The 16,851-nt window shown below is 65.4% G+C and carries 18 protein-coding genes; 16 read left to right on the top strand and 2 right to left on the bottom strand.

Going from position 1 to position 16,851, the window contains the following annotated elements:
- The first annotated feature begins 654 nt into the window (after nucleotides 1-654).
- From CF70_RS20440 to CF70_RS20420, 5 genes are all read left to right on the top strand, one after another.
- Nucleotides 655-1,104, top strand: coding sequence for a DUF1178 family protein (locus CF70_RS20440; RefSeq protein ID WP_035868671.1), 450 nt, complete (start codon nucleotides 655-657; stop codon nucleotides 1,102-1,104).
- Nucleotides 1,105-1,199: 95 nt separating this feature from the next.
- Nucleotides 1,200-2,402 carry an acyl-CoA dehydrogenase family protein gene (locus CF70_RS20435; protein WP_035868668.1) on the top strand — a complete coding sequence of 401 codons (1,203 nt, stop codon included), beginning with the start codon at nucleotides 1,200-1,202 and terminating at the stop codon, nucleotides 2,400-2,402.
- A 13-nt stretch (nucleotides 2,403-2,415) separates the two neighbouring features.
- On the top strand, nucleotides 2,416-3,534 hold the full coding sequence (locus CF70_RS20430) for an acyl-CoA dehydrogenase family protein (protein WP_035868664.1): 1,119 nt from the start codon (nucleotides 2,416-2,418) through the stop codon (nucleotides 3,532-3,534).
- Between the two features lie 109 nt (nucleotides 3,535-3,643).
- Complete coding sequence (locus CF70_RS20425; protein ID WP_035868661.1) at nucleotides 3,644-4,093, top strand: MaoC family dehydratase; 450 nt, start codon at nucleotides 3,644-3,646, stop codon at nucleotides 4,091-4,093.
- 76 nt (nucleotides 4,094-4,169) lie between these two features.
- The gene (locus tag CF70_RS20420; protein ID WP_035868658.1) at nucleotides 4,170-4,649 is read left to right on the top strand and encodes a MaoC family dehydratase; all 480 of its coding nucleotides are present in this window, start codon (nucleotides 4,170-4,172) and stop codon (nucleotides 4,647-4,649) included.
- A 78-nt stretch (nucleotides 4,650-4,727) separates the two neighbouring features.
- On the opposite strand, the gene CF70_RS20415 is transcribed toward CF70_RS20420, so the two are convergent.
- Both CF70_RS20415 and CF70_RS39010 read right to left on the bottom strand, forming a co-directional pair.
- On the bottom strand, nucleotides 4,728-6,029 hold the full coding sequence (locus CF70_RS20415) for an MFS transporter (RefSeq protein WP_035868657.1): 1,302 nt from the start codon (nucleotides 6,027-6,029) through the stop codon (nucleotides 4,728-4,730).
- A gap of 84 nt (nucleotides 6,030-6,113) precedes the next feature.
- Nucleotides 6,114-6,320: a hypothetical protein gene (locus CF70_RS39010; protein ID WP_414629467.1), complete on the bottom strand. Its 207-nt coding sequence runs from the start codon at nucleotides 6,318-6,320 to the stop codon at nucleotides 6,114-6,116.
- On the opposite strand from CF70_RS39010, the gene CF70_RS38090 reads away from it, so the two are divergent.
- The 11 genes from CF70_RS38090 (at nucleotide 6,235) to ureC (ending at nucleotide 16,851) form a co-directional block, all read left to right on the top strand.
- On the top strand, nucleotides 6,235-6,594 hold the full coding sequence (locus tag CF70_RS38090) for a hypothetical protein (protein ID WP_035868652.1): 360 nt from the start codon (nucleotides 6,235-6,237) through the stop codon (nucleotides 6,592-6,594). The genes CF70_RS39010 and CF70_RS38090 overlap by 86 nt on opposite strands.
- Nucleotides 6,595-6,760: 166 nt before the next feature.
- Entirely contained in the window at nucleotides 6,761-8,026 is a 1,266-nt protein-coding gene (gene urtA, locus CF70_RS20405; protein ID WP_035868649.1) for an urea ABC transporter substrate-binding protein, read from the top strand.
- Nucleotides 8,027-8,216: 190 nt separating this feature from the next.
- Complete coding sequence (gene urtB / locus CF70_RS20400) at nucleotides 8,217-9,854, top strand: urea ABC transporter permease subunit UrtB (RefSeq protein ID WP_081862261.1); 1,638 nt, start codon at nucleotides 8,217-8,219, stop codon at nucleotides 9,852-9,854.
- The gene (gene urtC / locus CF70_RS20395; protein ID WP_035868643.1) at nucleotides 9,854-11,059 is read left to right on the top strand and encodes an urea ABC transporter permease subunit UrtC; all 1,206 of its coding nucleotides are present in this window, start codon (nucleotides 9,854-9,856) and stop codon (nucleotides 11,057-11,059) included. Before urtB ends, urtC begins: the two co-directional genes overlap by 1 nt.
- Complete coding sequence (urtD, locus tag CF70_RS20390) at nucleotides 11,056-11,904, top strand: urea ABC transporter ATP-binding protein UrtD (RefSeq protein ID WP_035868640.1); 849 nt, start codon at nucleotides 11,056-11,058, stop codon at nucleotides 11,902-11,904. The genes urtC and urtD overlap by 4 nt, the downstream gene beginning before the upstream one ends.
- A 31-nt stretch (nucleotides 11,905-11,935) precedes the next feature.
- Entirely contained in the window at nucleotides 11,936-12,628 is a 693-nt protein-coding gene (gene urtE, locus CF70_RS20385; RefSeq protein WP_035868638.1) for an urea ABC transporter ATP-binding subunit UrtE, read from the top strand.
- A gap of 250 nt (nucleotides 12,629-12,878) precedes the next feature.
- Nucleotides 12,879-13,757, top strand: a complete 879-nt coding sequence (locus tag CF70_RS20380) for an urease accessory protein UreD (RefSeq protein ID WP_035868635.1) — start codon at nucleotides 12,879-12,881, stop codon at nucleotides 13,755-13,757.
- A 55-nt stretch (nucleotides 13,758-13,812) separates the two neighbouring features.
- Nucleotides 13,813-14,115, top strand: a complete 303-nt coding sequence (locus tag CF70_RS20375) for an urease subunit gamma (protein WP_035868631.1) — start codon at nucleotides 13,813-13,815, stop codon at nucleotides 14,113-14,115.
- A gap of 69 nt (nucleotides 14,116-14,184) precedes the next feature.
- Nucleotides 14,185-14,808 (top strand): HupE/UreJ family protein, encoded by a 624-nt coding sequence (locus tag CF70_RS20370; RefSeq protein WP_035868628.1) that lies wholly within the window; start codon nucleotides 14,185-14,187, stop codon nucleotides 14,806-14,808.
- A 19-nt stretch (nucleotides 14,809-14,827) separates the two neighbouring features.
- The gene (locus CF70_RS20365; RefSeq protein ID WP_035868626.1) at nucleotides 14,828-15,133 is read left to right on the top strand and encodes an urease subunit beta; all 306 of its coding nucleotides are present in this window, start codon (nucleotides 14,828-14,830) and stop codon (nucleotides 15,131-15,133) included.
- Nucleotides 15,133-16,851 (top strand): urease subunit alpha, encoded by a 1,719-nt coding sequence (gene ureC / locus CF70_RS20360; protein ID WP_035868623.1) that lies wholly within the window; start codon nucleotides 15,133-15,135, stop codon nucleotides 16,849-16,851. Before CF70_RS20365 ends, ureC begins: the two co-directional genes overlap by 1 nt.

Below are 16,851 nucleotides of genomic sequence, written 5' to 3'. Positions count from 1 at the left end.
GCCCACCACGAAACCAGAGGCGTTGATAGCAAGCTACCGCTCGCGCCGGTACGGCAGGGCATCAAATGGCCGGGCCCCCGTCGCCAGAGACAAAACCACGAAACCACCAAGGCAGGCAGGATCGCGGCGCTGTGCACCGCGAACGGCAGATGCCCGAACGCTCACCGAGCAAAGCGATCAGGGGCACCACCACGTGACCATTGGGTCATGCTATAGCGATGCCCTTCGAGTCGGTTTGGACACGCCAGCCAACACTCAGGGCCGTACGACGCAACCACCGAGGCTGAACAGCCTTATTGCTCTGCTCCCGGCAGGGCGGCTTTCTTTTCGTTAGTTTTCTTTGCCGGTCAAAGAAAAGTGACCGGCAGCCCCCGCAGGGGGATGTCGTATGGCTTTTGGGTCCAAAAACCATCGCCGATCAAAGAAACAGCGACCAACCCCGCAAAACAACGTCGTATGGCCCTTGGGTCCAAAAACCATCACCGCCCCAACAGCGTAAAATCCCATCTAGCCGTGTGATCGCAGCCATACCTCGTCGCCCTCTGCACAAGGCTCCCCGCCAAGGGCACGCATAATGGCTGCAAAAAAATTAGCACGACCGTTCACAAAATTCCGTTTCGCGGATACTATAGCTTTCGACGGGCTGGAAACATCATGAAGGTGCTCGACCTGCGCTGCGCGCAAGACCATCGTTTCGAGGGCTGGTTTGCTTCGGAGGACGACGCGCAATCGCAGATTTCGCAAAATCTCGTCCAATGTCCGGTCTGCGAAGACCATGCCATCACCCGGCTGCCCAGCGCGCCGCGCCTGAATCTCTCGGGAGCGGCCGCAGCGCCGGCGGGCAAGCCGGTCGGGGCGAAGGCCCCTGCGGCGCCGGCGACACTGCAGTCGCTTTACCTGAAGGCGGTAAAGCAGGTGCTGGCACAGACCGAGGACGTGGGCGAACGCTTTGCCGAAGAGGCCAGGCGCATGCATTACGACGAAACACCGGAACGCGGAATCCGCGGGACGGCTTCGCCGGACGAGGTGCAGGCGCTTGCCGACGAAGGCATCGATACTTTCCAGCTCGTGGTGCCGGATGCGCTCAAGCAGACGGCTCACTGAATAGCGTCCTGTGCCCGAGGCAGTGTTCTTGCCGGCGCATGACGCGCTAGCTAGAACAATTTGCCGGTCTCACACCGGCATCACTGGAGACGGGCATGGATCTCAACTATTCGGCGTCCGACGATGCTTTCCGCGCCGAAGTGCGCGGCTGGCTGGAGGCCAACCTGCCGGCGGAAATCAGCAGCAAGATTCTGAACCACCGCCGCCCCAATCGCGACGATCTGGTGCGCTGGCACAAGCTGCTGGCCGGCCGCGGCTGGTCCGCGCCGCACTGGCCGGTGCAGTACGGCGGCACGGGCTGGAACGCCACGCAGCGCCATATCTGGGACGAGGAAAATGCCCGCGTCGGCGCGCCCGGTGTGCTGCCCTTCGGCGTGGCCATGGTCGCGCCCGTGATCATGAAGTACGGCAGCGAGGAGCAGAAGTCGTACTACCTCCCGCGCATCCTGGATTGCACCGACTGGTGGTGCCAGGGTTATTCCGAGCCGGGTTCGGGTTCCGACCTCGCGTCGCTGAAGACCCGCGCCGAACTGACCTCGGACGGCAAGCACTACATCGTCAACGGCCAGAAGACCTGGACCACGCTCGGCCAGCACGCCGACATGATCTTCTGCCTGGTCCGCACCGATCCCGAAGCCAAGAAGCAAGAGGGCATCTCGTTCCTGCTGATCGACATGAAGACGCCGGGCATCACCGTGCGCCCGATCATCATGCTCGACGAAGAGCATGAAGTGAACGAAGTGTTCTTCGACAACGTCCAGGTGCCGGTGGAAAACCGCGTGGGCGAGGAGAACCGCGGCTGGACCTATGCCAAGTACCTGCTCGGCCATGAGCGCACCGGCATTGCCCGCGTGGGCAACTCCAAGCGCGAACTGGGCTTCCTCAAGCGCGTTGCCAAGCAACAGCAGAAGAACGGCCGCCCGTTGCTGGAAGATCCGCTGTTCGGCGCCAAGGTTGCCGCGCTGGAAATCGAGCTGATGGCGCTGGAGCTGACCGTGCTGCGCGTGGTGTCGAGCGAGAGCGCCGGCAAGGGCCCCGGCCCCGAGGCCTCGATGCTCAAGATCAAGGGCACGGAAATCCAGCAGATGCTGACCGAACTGATGGTGGAGGCCGTCGGTCCCTACGCCCAGCCGTTCGACACCGCCTACCTGGAATGCGAACATGAGCACGCGGTGACCGGCTATGACGATGCCGCGCCGCTGGCCGCTTACTACTTCAACTATCGCAAGACCTCCATCTACGGCGGGTCCAACGAAATTCAGAAGAACATCATCAGCCAGATGATCCTGGGGCTGTGAGGAGACACGCGATATGAACTTCAATCTCAGCGACGAACAGAAGCAACTGGCTGACGCCGTCCACCGCTTCATCGACAAAGACTACGATTTCGAAACCCGCAAGAAGGGCATCAAGGCCGAAGCCGGCCATAGCGATGCCGCCTGGGGCGCTCTGGTCGAGCTCGGCCTGACCGCGCTGCCGGTGCCGGAAGCGCAGGGCGGCTTCTCGGGCACGCCCGTCGACATGATGGTGGTGATGCAGGAACTGGGCCGCGGCCTGGTGGTCGAGCCGTACTTCGCCACCGTGGTTGCCGCATACGCGCTCAAGCTGGCCGGCGGCCAGGACGCGCTGCTGGAGCAGGTCGCCGCCGGTGCGCTGAAGCTGGCGGTTGCCTTCAATGAGCCGCATGCACGCTATGCGCTCAACGACGTGCGCGTGACGGCCAAGGGCGGCAAGCTCAACGGCCGCAAGGTCGTGACCATTCACGGCGCGCAAGCCGGCAAGCTGGTTGTCTCGGCTCGCACCAGCGGCGCCGATGCCGATACCAATGGCATTTCGCTGTTCCTGGTGGACCCGAAGGCAGCTGGCGTCAGCATCACCGACTACCGCACCATCGACAACCTGCGCGCTGCCGATATCACCTTCAAGGACGCGCCGGGCGAACTGCTGGGCACCGAAGGCGCCGCGTTTGCGCTGATCGAGCAGGCGGCCGACTACGCCGCCGTGCTGCTGTGCTCGGAAGCAGTGGGCGTGATGGATGCCCTCAATGCGGCGACGCTGGAATACGCCAAGACCCGCCAGCAGTTCGGCGTGCCGATCGCGCGGTTCCAGGCGCTGCAGCATCGGATGGTGGAGATGTTCATCCACGCCGAGCAATCGCGCTCGATCACGCTGCTGGCCGCCGCCAAGTTCGACGAGGCCAGCCCGGAAGAGCGCAGGCGCTTCGCTTCCGCGGCCAAGGCACGCGTGGGCCAGGCGGCTCGCTCGGTCGGCCAGGAAGCGGTGCAGATCCACGGCGGCATGGGCGTCACCGACGAACTGCCGGCGGCGCATATGTTCAAGCGCCTGACGCTGATCAACACGACCTTCGGGGATGTCGATCACCACCTGGGCCGCTTTGCGACACAGCCCGGTTTCCTGGAAACGGTCTGATCCAGGTTGAGTAAAAGAACCGCGCCGGTTGTTCCAGGCGCGGTTTTTTTGTTATGTATTGTCCTTGTATTCATGGACGTGGCCATAGCTTTCGTTGACGGAGCCATTCATGCCCACCCTCTATTTCGAAGACTTTATCGCCGGCAGCAAGCGCGATCTGGGATCCCACCTGGTGACAGAGGAAGAGATCCTCACCTTTGCCCGCCAGTATGATCCGCAGCCCTTCCATATCGACAAGGATGCCGCGCAGAAGAGCATCTACAAGGGCCTGATCTCCAGCGGCTGGATGACCTGCTCGATCATGATGCGCCTGCTGGTGGACAACATGACCAGCAAGGCGGCCAGCATGGGCTCGCCGGGTGTGGACGAAATCCGCTGGCTCAAGCCGGTTTACGCGGGTGACATGCTGAGCGTATCGCTGGTCGTGCTGGATGCGCGCGCCTCGTCGTCCAAGCCCGATCGCGGCGTGGTGCACACCCAGTGGGAAGCCACCAATCAGCGCGGCGAACTGGTCTGCACCGTCAAGGGCATGGGTATGTACGGCCGCCGCCCAGCGTGAAAGCGCTTGCACCAGGGCAGCACGCACCTCGATTGAATTCCGGCCATCCCGGCCATCACAACAACTAGGAGACACCATGCGTACCATCGCTTCGCTCGAAGAACTGGAAAGCCTGCAGGGCCAGGAAGTGGCCGTCAGCGACTGGATTGAAATCACCCAGCAGCAGGTCAACCTGTTCGCCGAAGCCACTGGCGATCATCAATGGATCCATGTCGACGTGGAGCGCGCCCGGCGCGAGTCTCCGTTTGGCGGCCCGGTAGCGCACGGCTTCCTGACCCTGTCGCTGCTGCCGGCCTTCATGCACAACGCGATCGACATGCCGGGCGTCAAGATGGGCGTCAACTATGGCCTGAACCGTGTGCGCTTTACCGCGCCGGTACCGGTGGGCAGCCGCCTGCGCGCCCGCGTGAAGCTGCTGTCGGTGGAGCGACTGGAGCCGCTGCCGAACGCGCCCGCGCTGGTCGGCGCTCAGTCGAACTGGGAAGTCACCGTCGAGCGCGAAGGCAGCGAGCGGCCGGTGTGCGTCGCGGAGTCGATCAGCCGGCGTTATTCGTAATCACTGCAGGCCACCGCCCCAAAGGGTGCGCGGCGGCCGCTGCCTGGCGGGGTTTGCCCCGCTGAGCGGGGGCCGGGCTCAGGCGGGCGAGCGCGCCGCCGTCATGTCATGCGTGGCCGCCGCCAGGGCCTTGGCCGAGCGCTCGGGATTCAGCCAGCACAGGCCGATCACGCCGGCCACCATCAGCAGCATGGCGTTGATCGTGAATCCCACTTCGAAGCCACCGATCATGCCGTGGCGCTGCACCAGTTGCCCCACCACGGCCGGGGCCAGGATGCCCGCCAGCGTGATCAGCGCCGTGTGGATGGACAGCACGCTCCCGCGCTGGGCCTCCGGTACGATCTGCGCCAGCATCGCCGGCGTCAGCGCGAAGCCCACGGGGGGCAGGCATGCCGCCACGGCAATCAGCAAGGTCTTCGGGACGGGGGCCAGCGTTACCGACGCGATCACCAGGTACACGCCGCCGCCCACCAGCGCGGCGACCGAGATGATCACGCCGCGCGCCAGCCGCGACGACGCGCCGCCGCGCAACATGCGCTGCGACAGCCAGCTAAGGATCAGCGTGACAGGCATGGCGGAGGCCACAATGGCCGCATACCAGCGCCCGGTGGTGACCGGGTCGAAGCCGAGGCCCTTCTCCAGGTAGGCCGGCAGCCAGGTCAGCCCCAGCGCCAGCGCCCAGTACGCGCAGAAGCCAATGGCCAGGCAGGAAAGCACGGTCGGGTCGCGGAAGATGCGGCGATAGGGCAGACGCACGGGCATGGCCGCGGCGCCGGGGCGCCGGTCGCTCGCCTGCGCCAGCGGCCCCTCGCGTCCCACGCAGAGCCACATCGCACTCCATGCCGCGCCGATGGCGGCGAGGATCATGAAGTTGGCGCGCCATCCCCAATGTATCGTCACCAGCGGGATCAGCAACCCCGCCAGCAGCAGGCCCGCCGTCGCGCCCTGGTTGACCACCGCCACCGGCAGATTGCGCTTGTGGTCGGGAAACCATTTGAATAACGCATGCACGGAGATCGGGAAGGCCGGGCCCTCGGCCGCGCCAAGCAGCATGCGGCACAAGAGAATGGTCATGGCCGAGGTGGCCAGCGCCAGCGGTATTTGCAGCAAGGCCCACGACAGGCCCATCGCCAGCAGCAGCCAGCGCGTGGCCACGCGATTGGACAGAAATCCCACCAGCACGGTGGACAGCGAGAACAGCCAGAAGAAGCTGCTGGCGATCAGGCCGAACTCCGCCGGCGGCAGCTTCAGGTCCGCCATCAGCGGCACGGCCACCATGCCCAGCACGATCTTGTCGAGGAAGTTGATCAGCGAAAGCCAGGTCAGCATCGAGGCCATGGCCCAGGCGCTGCGTGGCTGGTATGACGGAAGTGTGGTCATCGGTTTGCCTGGAGGCGTTGCTGGTTGCGATGGGATGTTCAAAAAGCCCGCTTGATGGTTCCGTTCAATCCAGGTGCTGCGCGATCAGTGCCGTAGCGGACGTGCCCGAGCGGGCCGAAGCGCTCGGGGATTTCCGACTGTGGCAAGTCTGCGCTGGACCAGTCCAGGCTTTGGTGCGAAGGAGAAGCGGTGCAGGCGGGGGGGAATGTCGCAGCCGCGGCCCGGACCGGTGCTGTCGCGCCAGCTGCCGCCCACCGTGCCGGCATTCCCGAAGACGACGAAGGTATCGATGCCGGCTTGCCTGAGCCGGATGCCCGTGCACATGCCGGCCACACCCGCGCCGATGATGACGATCTGGTTCCCTGGCGCCGCTGACGCGTTCAATGGGTTGTCTCCGTCGTGCTGTTTTCTGCTTGTCTGCGCAATATGCGGCAAGGGCATGGCGCGCAAGCGAACGGCCACCATAGAGCCGATTCCGGATTCGGGCAAGTCACGCTGCAGCATGCGCGCCGGCAGATGCCCCAATCTGATTCAGGCGCTGACGCCGCACTGGCTTGGTGCGTGACGTATCCGCACTATCGTGGTGCGGCATTGCGCGTGGCCGCCGCCGGAGGCTCGCCAGGCGGTGTGTGCAGCCATGTATACAAGCTTGTATGCCATGGCATGCTAGTTGCAGAAGGTGTACCCGGGGTGCGTTGTTCCTTATCCAACACGACAATCTGGGAGCTGCAATGAAAAGACGTGACATGCTGAAGCTGTCGGCGGTAGCCGCCGCGGCATTCTTCGCAACGGCAGGTGTCAGCCCGCTGGCATTGGCGCAGTCCAAGGAACCGATCAAGGTCGGTATCCTGCATTCGCTGTCCGGCACCATGGCCATTTCCGAGACTTCGCTCAAGGACGTGGCATTGATGACCATCGATGAGATCAACAAGAGCGGCGGCGTGCTTGGCCGCAAGCTTGAGCCGGTCGTGGTCGATCCCGCTTCCAACTGGCCGTTGTTCGCCGAGAAGGCGCGCCAGCTGGTCACCAAGGACAAGGTGGCCGTCACCTTCGGCTGCTGGACCTCGGTTTCGCGCAAGTCGGTGCTGCCCGTCTATGAAGAGCTGAACTCGCTGCTGTTCTACCCGGTGCAGTATGAAGGCGAGGAGATGTCCAAGAACGTCTTCTATACCGGCGCCGCACCCAACCAGCAGGCCATTCCCGCCGTGGAGTACCTGATGAGCAAGGAAGGCGGCGGCGCCAAGCGCTTCTTCCTGCTGGGCACCGACTACGTCTACCCGCGAACCACCAACAAGATCCTGCGCGCCTTCCTGAAGAGCAAGGGCGTGGCGGACAAGGATATCGAAGAGGTCTACACGCCGTTTGGCCACAGCGATTACCAGACCATCGTCGCCAATATCAAGAAGTTCTCGCAAGGCGGCAAGACCGCGGTGATCTCCACCATCAACGGCGACTCCAACGTGCCTTTCTACAAGGAACTGGGTAACGCCGGCCTGAAGGCCAAGGATGTGCCGGTGGTGGCGTTCTCCGTCGGCGAGGAAGAGCTGCGCGGCATCGACACCAAGCCGCTGGTGGGCCACCTGGCCGCATGGAACTACTTCATGTCGGTCAAGAACCCGGAAAACGAAGCCTTCAAGAAGCAATGGGCGGCATGGGTCAAGGCCAACAACCTGCCGGGCGGCGACAAGCGCGTGACGAACGACCCGATGGAAGCCACCTACGTGGGCATCCATATGTGGGCGCAAGCGGTGAAGAAGGCCGGCACCACCGATACCGACAAGGTACGCGCCGCGATGTATGGCCAGACCTTCAAGGCGCCGGACGGCTTCACCCTGACCATGGGCGAGAACCATCATCTGTACAAGCCGGTGATGATCGGCGAGGTCAAGGGCGATGGCCAGTTCACGGTGGTGTGGAAGACGCCGAAGGCCGTGCGCGCGCAGCCGTGGAGCCCGTTCATCGCGGGTAACGAAGCCAAGCCGGACAAGGTGATGTAAGACGGCAGGCGGGCCTGCGTTGAGAAGACTGCGCCCGCAAGCTGTCCGGTGTTTGCTCCCCGCCCGCGGGAGAGGGGAGCAAACCAACTTTGTTTCACTGCCGCGGGCCGCTTCAGGGCCGCGGCGCAAAGCAAAACCCGTCACGCCGACCAAGGTGGTCGCGCGCTTCCTGCGCGCGATCGCAAACCTCATGCACCGACCCTTATCGTTCTCTTTCGCTTCACGGTTGCGCGCCATGCTGGCGGCGTTGCTGCTGCTCGCCGCGTGCCCGCTGTGGGCCGCGCCGCTGACGCAGGCTGACCTGAAGCCACTGGCCGAAGACGACTTCGATGCCAAGACTGCCGCCATCACCGCGCTCACCAAGGCGCCGGTGGCGGAGGCGGGTCCCATTCTCAAGGCGCTGCAGGACGATACGCTGCAATACGCGCCCGGTGTCGGCATGGTGCGCCAGGATGGCGACAAGCTGGTGGACGCCATCAGCGGCAAGCCGGTCGCGGTCAAGCCCGATGTGCTTGAGGCGCTGACCCTCAACAACAGCCTGCGCGCGATGGTGGACAGTGCCGCCAGCAGCACGCTGCTGCAATCGCCCGATGCGGCGGTGCGCACGCAGGCCGTCAACACGCTGCTGGACCAGCCCGGCAGCGCCTCGCGCCCGGTGGTGGAAGCCGCGCGCAAGGCCGAGGCCGATGCCGGCCTGCGCGCCAAGCTCGATGTGATCTGGGCCAATATCGTGCTGGCCGAAGGCAATCGCGACGAGCGGCTGGAAGCCATCCGTATTCTTGGCCGCGACAGCAATCCGCAAAGCCGGCAGAAGCTGCAGCCACTGCTGGAGCGCGACGAAGCCGGCAAATACCGCGAGCCCGACGCCGAACTGCGTGGCGCCGCCCAGCAGGCGCTCGACGTCCTGCGTGGCGACCAGCGCCGCGCCGAACTCATCGGCAACCTCTTCGCCGGCCTGAGCCTGGGCAGCGTGCTGCTGCTGGCCGCGCTGGGGCTGGCCATCACCTATGGCCTGATCGGCGTCATCAATATGGCGCACGGCGAATTCCTGATGATCGGCGCGTACGCCACGTATTTGGTGCAAGGCGTATTCCGCGCGCATTTTGCCGGTGCCTTCGACTGGTACCTGCTGTTTGCGCTGCCCGCATCGTTCCTGGCATCGGCCGTGGTTGGCTTCGTGCTGGAGCGGCTGGTGCTGCGCCATCTCTATGGCCGTCCGCTGGAAACGCTGCTGGCGACGTTTGGCGTGAGCCTGCTGCTGATGCAGGCGGTGCGCACGCTGTTCGGCGCGCAGAACGTGGAAGTGGCCAATCCCTCCTGGATGAGCGGTGGCATCGAATGGCTGCCGGGCATGGTGCTGCCCTACAACCGCATGATCATCATCGTGTTCGCGCTGGCGGTGGTGGCGGTGGCATGGGCCGTGCTCAACCGCACCCGCCTGGGCCTGTTCGTGCGCGCCACCACGCAGAACCGCACCATGGCGGCGTGCGTGGGCGTGCGCACCTGGAAGGTGGATAGCTACGCCTTCGCTTTCGGCGCGGGCATTGCCGGGCTCGGTGGCTGCGCCTTGTCGCAGATCGGCAATGTGGGGCCCGACCTTGGGCAAGCCTACATCATCGATTCCTTCATGGTGGTGGTGCTGGGCGGCGTGGGGCAACTGGCGGGCACCATCATCGGCGCCTTCGGGCTGGGCCTTATCAACAAGTTCATCGAGCCGTTCTACGGCGCGGTGCTGGCCAAGATCTTTGTCCTGGTGCTGATCGTGCTCTTCATCCAGAAGCGCCCGCAAGGACTGTTCGCGCTCAAAGGGCGCAGCGCGGAGGCATGATGCAGACGTCAATATCGAAACAATCCGCGACCGGATTCCGGCTGGCGGTGCCGGAACGCCAGCCTCTGTTCTCGGGCCGCAGCTGGGCGGCGCTGCTGGCGATCGCGCTGCTGGTGGGCATCGGCGTGCCGGTGTGCGCGCTGCTGCTGCCCGAAGGCCATCCGATGCATCTGTCGGCCTACGCGCTGACGCTGATCGGCAAGATCATGTGCTTTGCGCTGGCAGCGATCGCGCTGGACCTGGTGTGGGGCTACTGCGGCATCCTCAGCCTGGGCCACGGGCTGTTCTTCGCGCTCGGCGGCTATGCCATGGGCATGTACCTGATGCGCGCCATCGGCCGCGAAGGCGTCTACAAGAGCGACCTGCCGGACTTCATGGTCTTCCTCGACTGGAAGGAATTGCCGTGGTTCTGGCATGGCACCGAACATCTTGGCTACGCCATGCTGCTGGTGGTGCTGGTGCCCGGCGTGCTGGCGTGGCTGTTCGGCTTCTTCGCCTTCCGCTCGCGCATCAAGGGCGTGTACCTGTCCATCATCACGCAGGCCATGACCTATGCCGCGATGCTGCTGTTCTTCCGCAACGAGACCGGCTTCGGCGGCAACAACGGCTTCACCGATTTCAAGCGCATCGCCGGTTTTGCCGTGGCCGCGCCTGAAACCCGTACCGCGCTGTTCGTGCTGACATTCTTTGCCTTGCTGGCCGGCTTTATCGCCTGCCGCTACATCGTCACCTCCAAGCTCGGCCGCGTGGTGACGGCGGTGCGCGATGCGGAGATGCGCGTGATGTTCTCCGGCTACAACCCGCTTGGCTACAAGCTCTTCGTGTGGACGTTCTCGGCGGTGCTATGCGGCATTGCCGGCGCGCTCTACGTGCCGCAGGTGGGCATCATCAACCCGGGCGAGATGTCGCCGGCCAACTCCATCGAGATGGCGGTGTGGGTGGCCGTGGGCGGACGCGGCACGCTGATCGGCCCGATCATCGGCGCCTTCCTCGTCAACGGCGCCAAGACCATGTTCACGGCCTATTTCGCCGAATACTGGCTGTTCCTGCTGGGCGCGATGTTCGTGCTGGTCACGCTGTACCTGCCGGACGGCGTGATCGGCCTGATCAAGCGCGTGCGCGGCATGCGTGCCCGGACCCCGGTGGCGCACGGCACATCGGCCGGCGCGCCGGCCAACGTTACCCGCAGCGGAGGTGAAGCATGAACGCCGCACTCGGAGCGCAGCAGGCGGAAAGCGGGGGCACCACCGGTCTCGGCCGCGTGCTGGAGCCCGGCGTCATCGATGTCTCGCACGGTCCCATCCTATACCTGGAAGACGTGACGGTGCAGTTCGATGGCTTCCGAGCGCTCAACCAGCTTACGCTGTCGATCGACCACGGCGAACTGCGCTGCGTGATCGGTCCCAATGGCGCGGGAAAGACCACGATGATGGACGTGATCACCGGCAAGACCGGGCCGCGCAATGCCAATGTGAGCGGCCGCGTCTTCCTCGGGCAAAGCATCGACCTGATGCGCATGACCGAGCCCAGGATCGCGCAGACCGGGATTGGCCGCAAGTTCCAGAAGCCCACCGTGTTCGAGCAGCACGAGGTGTGGGAGAACCTGGAGCTGGCGATGAAGGGCGACAAGCGCTGGTTCTCTTCCTTGCGGGCGCGCCTGGGTGCGCAAGGGCATCGCCGCATCGAGGAAACGCTGGCGTTGACGGGGCTGGAAGATGAAGCGTATCGCCCGGCCGGTTTGCTGTCGCACGGGCAGAAGCAGCGGCTGGAGATCGGCATGCTGCTGATGCAGCAGCCGCAGTTGCTGTTGCTCGACGAGCCGGTGGCCGGCATGACCGATGAAGAAACCATGCAACTGGCCCAGTTGCTGAACAGCCTGCGCGGCACCTGCTCGATGATGGTGGTGGAGCACGATATGGAATTTGTCGCGGCGCTGGCCGGCGATGACGGCAAGGTCACGGTGCTGGCAGAAGGCAGCGTGCTGGCCGAAGGCACGCTCGACGCCGTCAAGCGCGAGGAGCGCGTGATCGAATCCTATCTGGGCCGGTAAGCGCGCACGCGTAGATAAAGGGAACCAAACCATGTTGCAGGTCAATGCACTCAACCAGTTCTACGGCGGCAGCCACATCCTGCGCAACGTCACCTTCGAGGTGCCGCAAGGCAAGCTGACGACCTTGCTGGGCCGTAACGGCGTGGGCAAGAGCACCCTGCTCAAATGCCTGATGGGCGTGGTGCCTACCCGGAGCGGCAGCATCAGCTGGGCGGGCCACGCGCTGGAAAAGAAGCCGCCGTACGAGCGCGTGGCATCCGGGCTCGCCTACGTGCCGCAGGGCCGCGAAATCTTCCCGCGCCTGACGGTGGAGGAGAACCTGCTGATCGGCGCCGCCAGCCTGAAGCGCCCGGCCGGTGTGCCTGACCGGATCTACCAGTTGTTCCCGGTGTTGCGCAGCATGCGCCAGCGCCGGGGCGGCGATCTCTCGGGTGGCCAGCAGCAGCAACTGGCCATCGGCCGCGCGCTGATGAGCGAGCCGGAACTGCTGATCCTGGACGAGCCGACCGAGGGCATCCAGCCTTCCATCATCCAGGACATCGGCCGCGCGCTGCGGCTGCTGGTGGACGAGTTCGGCATGACGGTGCTGCTGGTGGAGCAGTATTACGAGTTTGCCCGGCATCTGGCGGATCACTATGTCGTGATGAGCCGCGGCGAGGTGGTGGCGAGAGGGGAAGGGGCAAGGATGGAAGAGGAGGGAGTGCGGGAGCTGATCGCGGTGTAAGCGTGGTCGCGGGTTTGTCCGGCGAGAGCGGCGTGGCTGAACAGGAAGCGCCGCCGGGTTGGCGTTCCTCTGGCGTGCTCCGCTCTCCCGCTCGCGGGGGAGCGGGCTGGCGCGAGCAGTAGCCAGGAGCACTCCAATCTGCCACATGCCATGCTCCGCCCATACCACTTCCAGCCGCACCAACCCCGCGCTATGATGCCCGCATCGAGCGCGCCACGCATCACCGGCAGCGTCCGCCTTTCCATCGCCCATGCGTCATCCAGACTTTCCTTCGACCCTTGCCGTGCCGCCCGCATGGGAGGCCTCCCTGCGCCTGCGGTTCGCCGCGCGCGGCGAACGCAGCGTGCTGGCCGAGCGCCGCCACCGGGGACCCTTGCTGGTGCAAAAACCACTCTATCCCGAGGGCGCAGGGGGAGCGATCTGCCATGTGGTGATCCTGCATCCGCCCGCTGGCGTGGCCGGCGGCGACAGCCTGGAGATCGATGTGACGGTGGAGGCGGGTGCCCATGCGGTGCTGGCGACGCCCGGCGCCACCAAGTGGTACAAGTCGCTCGGCCGCGAGGCCGCGCAACGCGTCACGCTGACGCTGCAAGCCGGCGCGCGGATGGACTGGCTGCCGCAGGAAAACATCGTATTCGACGACGCACACGCGCGCCTTGCCACCACTGTGACGGTAGCGCCCGGCGCCAGCGCGATCGGCTGGGATGCAGTCGTGCTGGGCCGCCAGGCCAGCGGCGAAACGTGGGCGCGCGGGTCGCTGGCCATGGAGACCATGGTGAATGGCGGCGCGCGCCCGCTGTGGATCGAAAGCGCGCAACTGGATGCCGGCTCCGCACTGCGGCATGCAGTGGCCGGGCTGGATGGCCTCAATGTCATGGGCACGCTGTGGGCGGTAGGCGAGGGCGCCACGCAGGAGCTGGCCGAAGCGCTCGCCGAACAACTGCCGTATGGGCCGGACCTGCGTGCCGGCGTGACGCGGTTCGGGCAGGACGGCCAGTCCATGCTGCTGCTGCGCGTGCTGGGCGCGCAGATGGAGGCGGTCAGGCATCTGATGGTGAGCGCATGGAGCGCATTGCGCGAGCCCATCCACGGCGTTGCTGCCAGGCCGCTGAGGCTGTGGGCGACATAGGTGTTTGCCGGTCGCGCAGCGGACATACAAGACAGGAAACAACGGGAATACCAAGATGGAACTGACTCCGCGAGAGAAGGACAAGCTGTTGATCTTCACCGCCGCGCTGCTGGCCGAGCGCCGCCGCGCGCGCGGGCTCAAGCTCAACTATCCCGAGGCGGTGGCCCTGATCACGGCGGCCATCATGGAAGGCGCGCGCGATGGCCGCACCGTGGCCGAGCTGATGCACGAAGGCACTACGGTGCTCACGCGCGAAGACGTGATGGAGGGGGTAGCTGAACTCATCCCCGAGATCCAGGTGGAAGCCACCTTCCCCGATGGCACCAAGCTGGTCACTGTGCATCATCCGATCGTCTGAGACGGGCGAGCGCTTTGCTTGCGCCCGCCAGGCCTGCCGAACCACCGAACAAAAACACGAGGTCAAGACATGAACCGTTCCAATCGCTCGCGCGCCGCCAGGGCCGCCATGGCGGGTGTCCCGCTGGCGCTTGCCAGTGCCGCGGCCTTCGCCCATCCCGGCCACGATGCCGCCACGGTCGGCGCCAGCCTGTGGGCGGGCCTGCTGCATCCCTTCACCGGCATGGACCACTTGCTCGCCATGGCTGGCGTGGGCGTGTGGAGCGCGCTGGGTGCGCGCTCGCCCCGCGAGGCGCTGCACATGCCCTTTGTGTTCGTTGCATTGATGCTGGCCGGCGCGGTGCTCGGGCTGAGCGGCCTCGGACTACCGCTGGTGGAGCCGATGATTGCCGCATCGCTGCTGGTGATCGGCTTGCTGGTGGCGCTGCGGGCCAGGCTGCCGGCGTGGGCGGGCATGGCCATCGTCGGTGGCTTCGCCGTCTTTCATGGCTACGCGCACGGCGCCGAGCTGCCGGCCACGGCGGGCGCGTTGCCCGCGGTGGCGGCCTATGTGGGCGGCTTCGCTGTCGCCACCATGACGCTGCATCTGGCCGGCATCGGCCTGGGCGGCGCGCTGCGCCGCCAGGCCGGTTGGCTGGCACGGCTGGCGGGCGCCGGCGTGGCGCTCTATGGCGTCGGCCTGATGGTCGCCTGATCTCGACAAGGAAACCAGCATGATTCCCGGTGAACTGATGCCCGCAGAGGGCGAGATCGAACTCAATGCCGGCCGCCCCACGGTGAGCGTGACGGTGGCCAACACCGGCGACCGTCCGGTCCAGGTCGGCTCGCACTTCCATTTCTACGAGACCAATCCCGCGCTGGATTTCAACCGCGAGGCCGCTCGCGGCTTCCGGCTGAATATCGCCGCCGGCACCGCGGTGCGCTTCGAGCCGGGCCAGAGCCGCACGGTGGAACTGGTGGCGCTGGCCGGCGCGCGCATCGTCTACGGCTTCAACGGCAAGATCATGGGAGCGCTGTGATGAGCGTGAAAATCTCCAGGCAGGCTTATGCCGAGATGTTCGGCCCCACCACCGGCGACCGCCTGCGGCTGGCCGACACAGGGCTCATCATCGAGGTGGAGAAGGACTTCACCATCTACGGCGAGGAAGTGAAATTCGGCGGCGGCAAGGTGATCCGCGACGGCATGGGGCAGAGCCAGCGCATGGCGAAGGACTGCGTCGACACCGTCATCACCAATGCGCTGATCGTCGATCACTGGGGCATCGTCAAGGCCGACATCGGTCTCAAGGACGGCCGCATTGCATCGATCGGCAAGGCGGGAAATCCGGACATCCAGCCCGGCGTGACCATCGTCGTCGGTCCCGGCACCGAAGTGATCGCGGGCGAGGGCATGATCGTCACCGCCGGCGGCATCGACAGCCATATCCACTTCATCTGCCCGCAGCAGATCGAAGAAGCGCTGATGAGCGGCGTCACCACGATGATCGGCGGCGGCACCGGCCCTGCGACGGGTACGTTTGCCACCACCGTCACGCCTGGCCCCTGGTTCATGGAGCGCATGCTGCAGGCGGTCGAAGCCTATCCGATGAATATCGGCCTGCTCGGCAAGGGCAACGCCAGCCAGCCGGGGCCGCTGATGGAGCAGGTCGAGGCCGGCGCCATCGGGCTCAAGCTGCATGAAGACTGGGGCACCACGCCGGCAGCGATCGACACCTGCCTGGGCGTGGCGGATGCCACCGATACGCAGGTGGCGATTCATACCGATACGCTCAACGAGGCCGGTTTCGTCGAGGCTACCGTGGCTGCGTTCAAGGGCCGCACCATTCACACGTACCACACCGAAGGCGCGGGCGGCGGCCACGCACCCGACATCATCAAGGTGTGCGGCGAGCCCAACGTATTGCCGTCGTCGACCAACCCGACGCGGCCCTACACCGTCAACACGCTCGACGAACACCTCGACATGCTGATGGTGTGCCATCACCTGGACCCGTCGATCGCCGAGGACATCGCTTTCGCGGAAAGCCGCATCCGCCGCGAGACGATTGCCGCCGAGGACATCCTGCATGATCTCGGCGCCTTCTCGATGATCTCCAGCGACTCGCAGGCCATGGGCCGGGTTGGCGAGGTCATCATCCGCACCTGGCAGACCGCGCACAAGATGGCCGCACAGCGCGGCAAGCTGCCCGGCGATCCCGGCGATGCGCGCGGCGGGCATGACAACTTCCGCGTCAGGCGCTACATCGCCAAGTACACCATCAACCCCGCGCTCACGCACGGCATCGCGCATGAGGTGGGCTCGATCGAGGTGGGGAAGTGGGCCGACCTCGTGCTGTGGAAGCCGGCCTTCTTCGGCGTCAAGCCGAGCCTGATCCTCAAGGGCGGGATGATCGCCGCGGCAGCCATGGGAGATCCCAATGCATCGATCCCGACGCCGCAGCCGGTGCACTACCGGCCAATGTTCGCCGCTGCCGGCCGGGCCCTGCACAAGTCTTCGCTGACCTTTGTCTCGCAGGCCGCGCTGGCTGCCGATGTGGGCGGCCGCTACGGACTGGAGAAGGTGCTTTCGGCGGTACGCGGTACGCGCACCGTCAGCAAGCGCGACATGGTGCACAATGACTGGCAGCCGAACGTCACGGTGGATCCCGAGACGTACCAGGTGGTGGCCGACGGCCAGTTGCTGATCTGCGAGCCGGCTACCGTACTGCCGATGGCGCAGCGCTATTTCCTCTTTTGA

Source organism: Cupriavidus sp. SK-3 (genome assembly GCF_000611145.1).
Lineage (GTDB): Bacteria > Pseudomonadota > Gammaproteobacteria > Burkholderiales > Burkholderiaceae > Cupriavidus.
The sequence above is the reverse complement of the archived record's forward strand: the minus strand, read 5'-3'. Positions and strand labels throughout refer to the sequence as shown.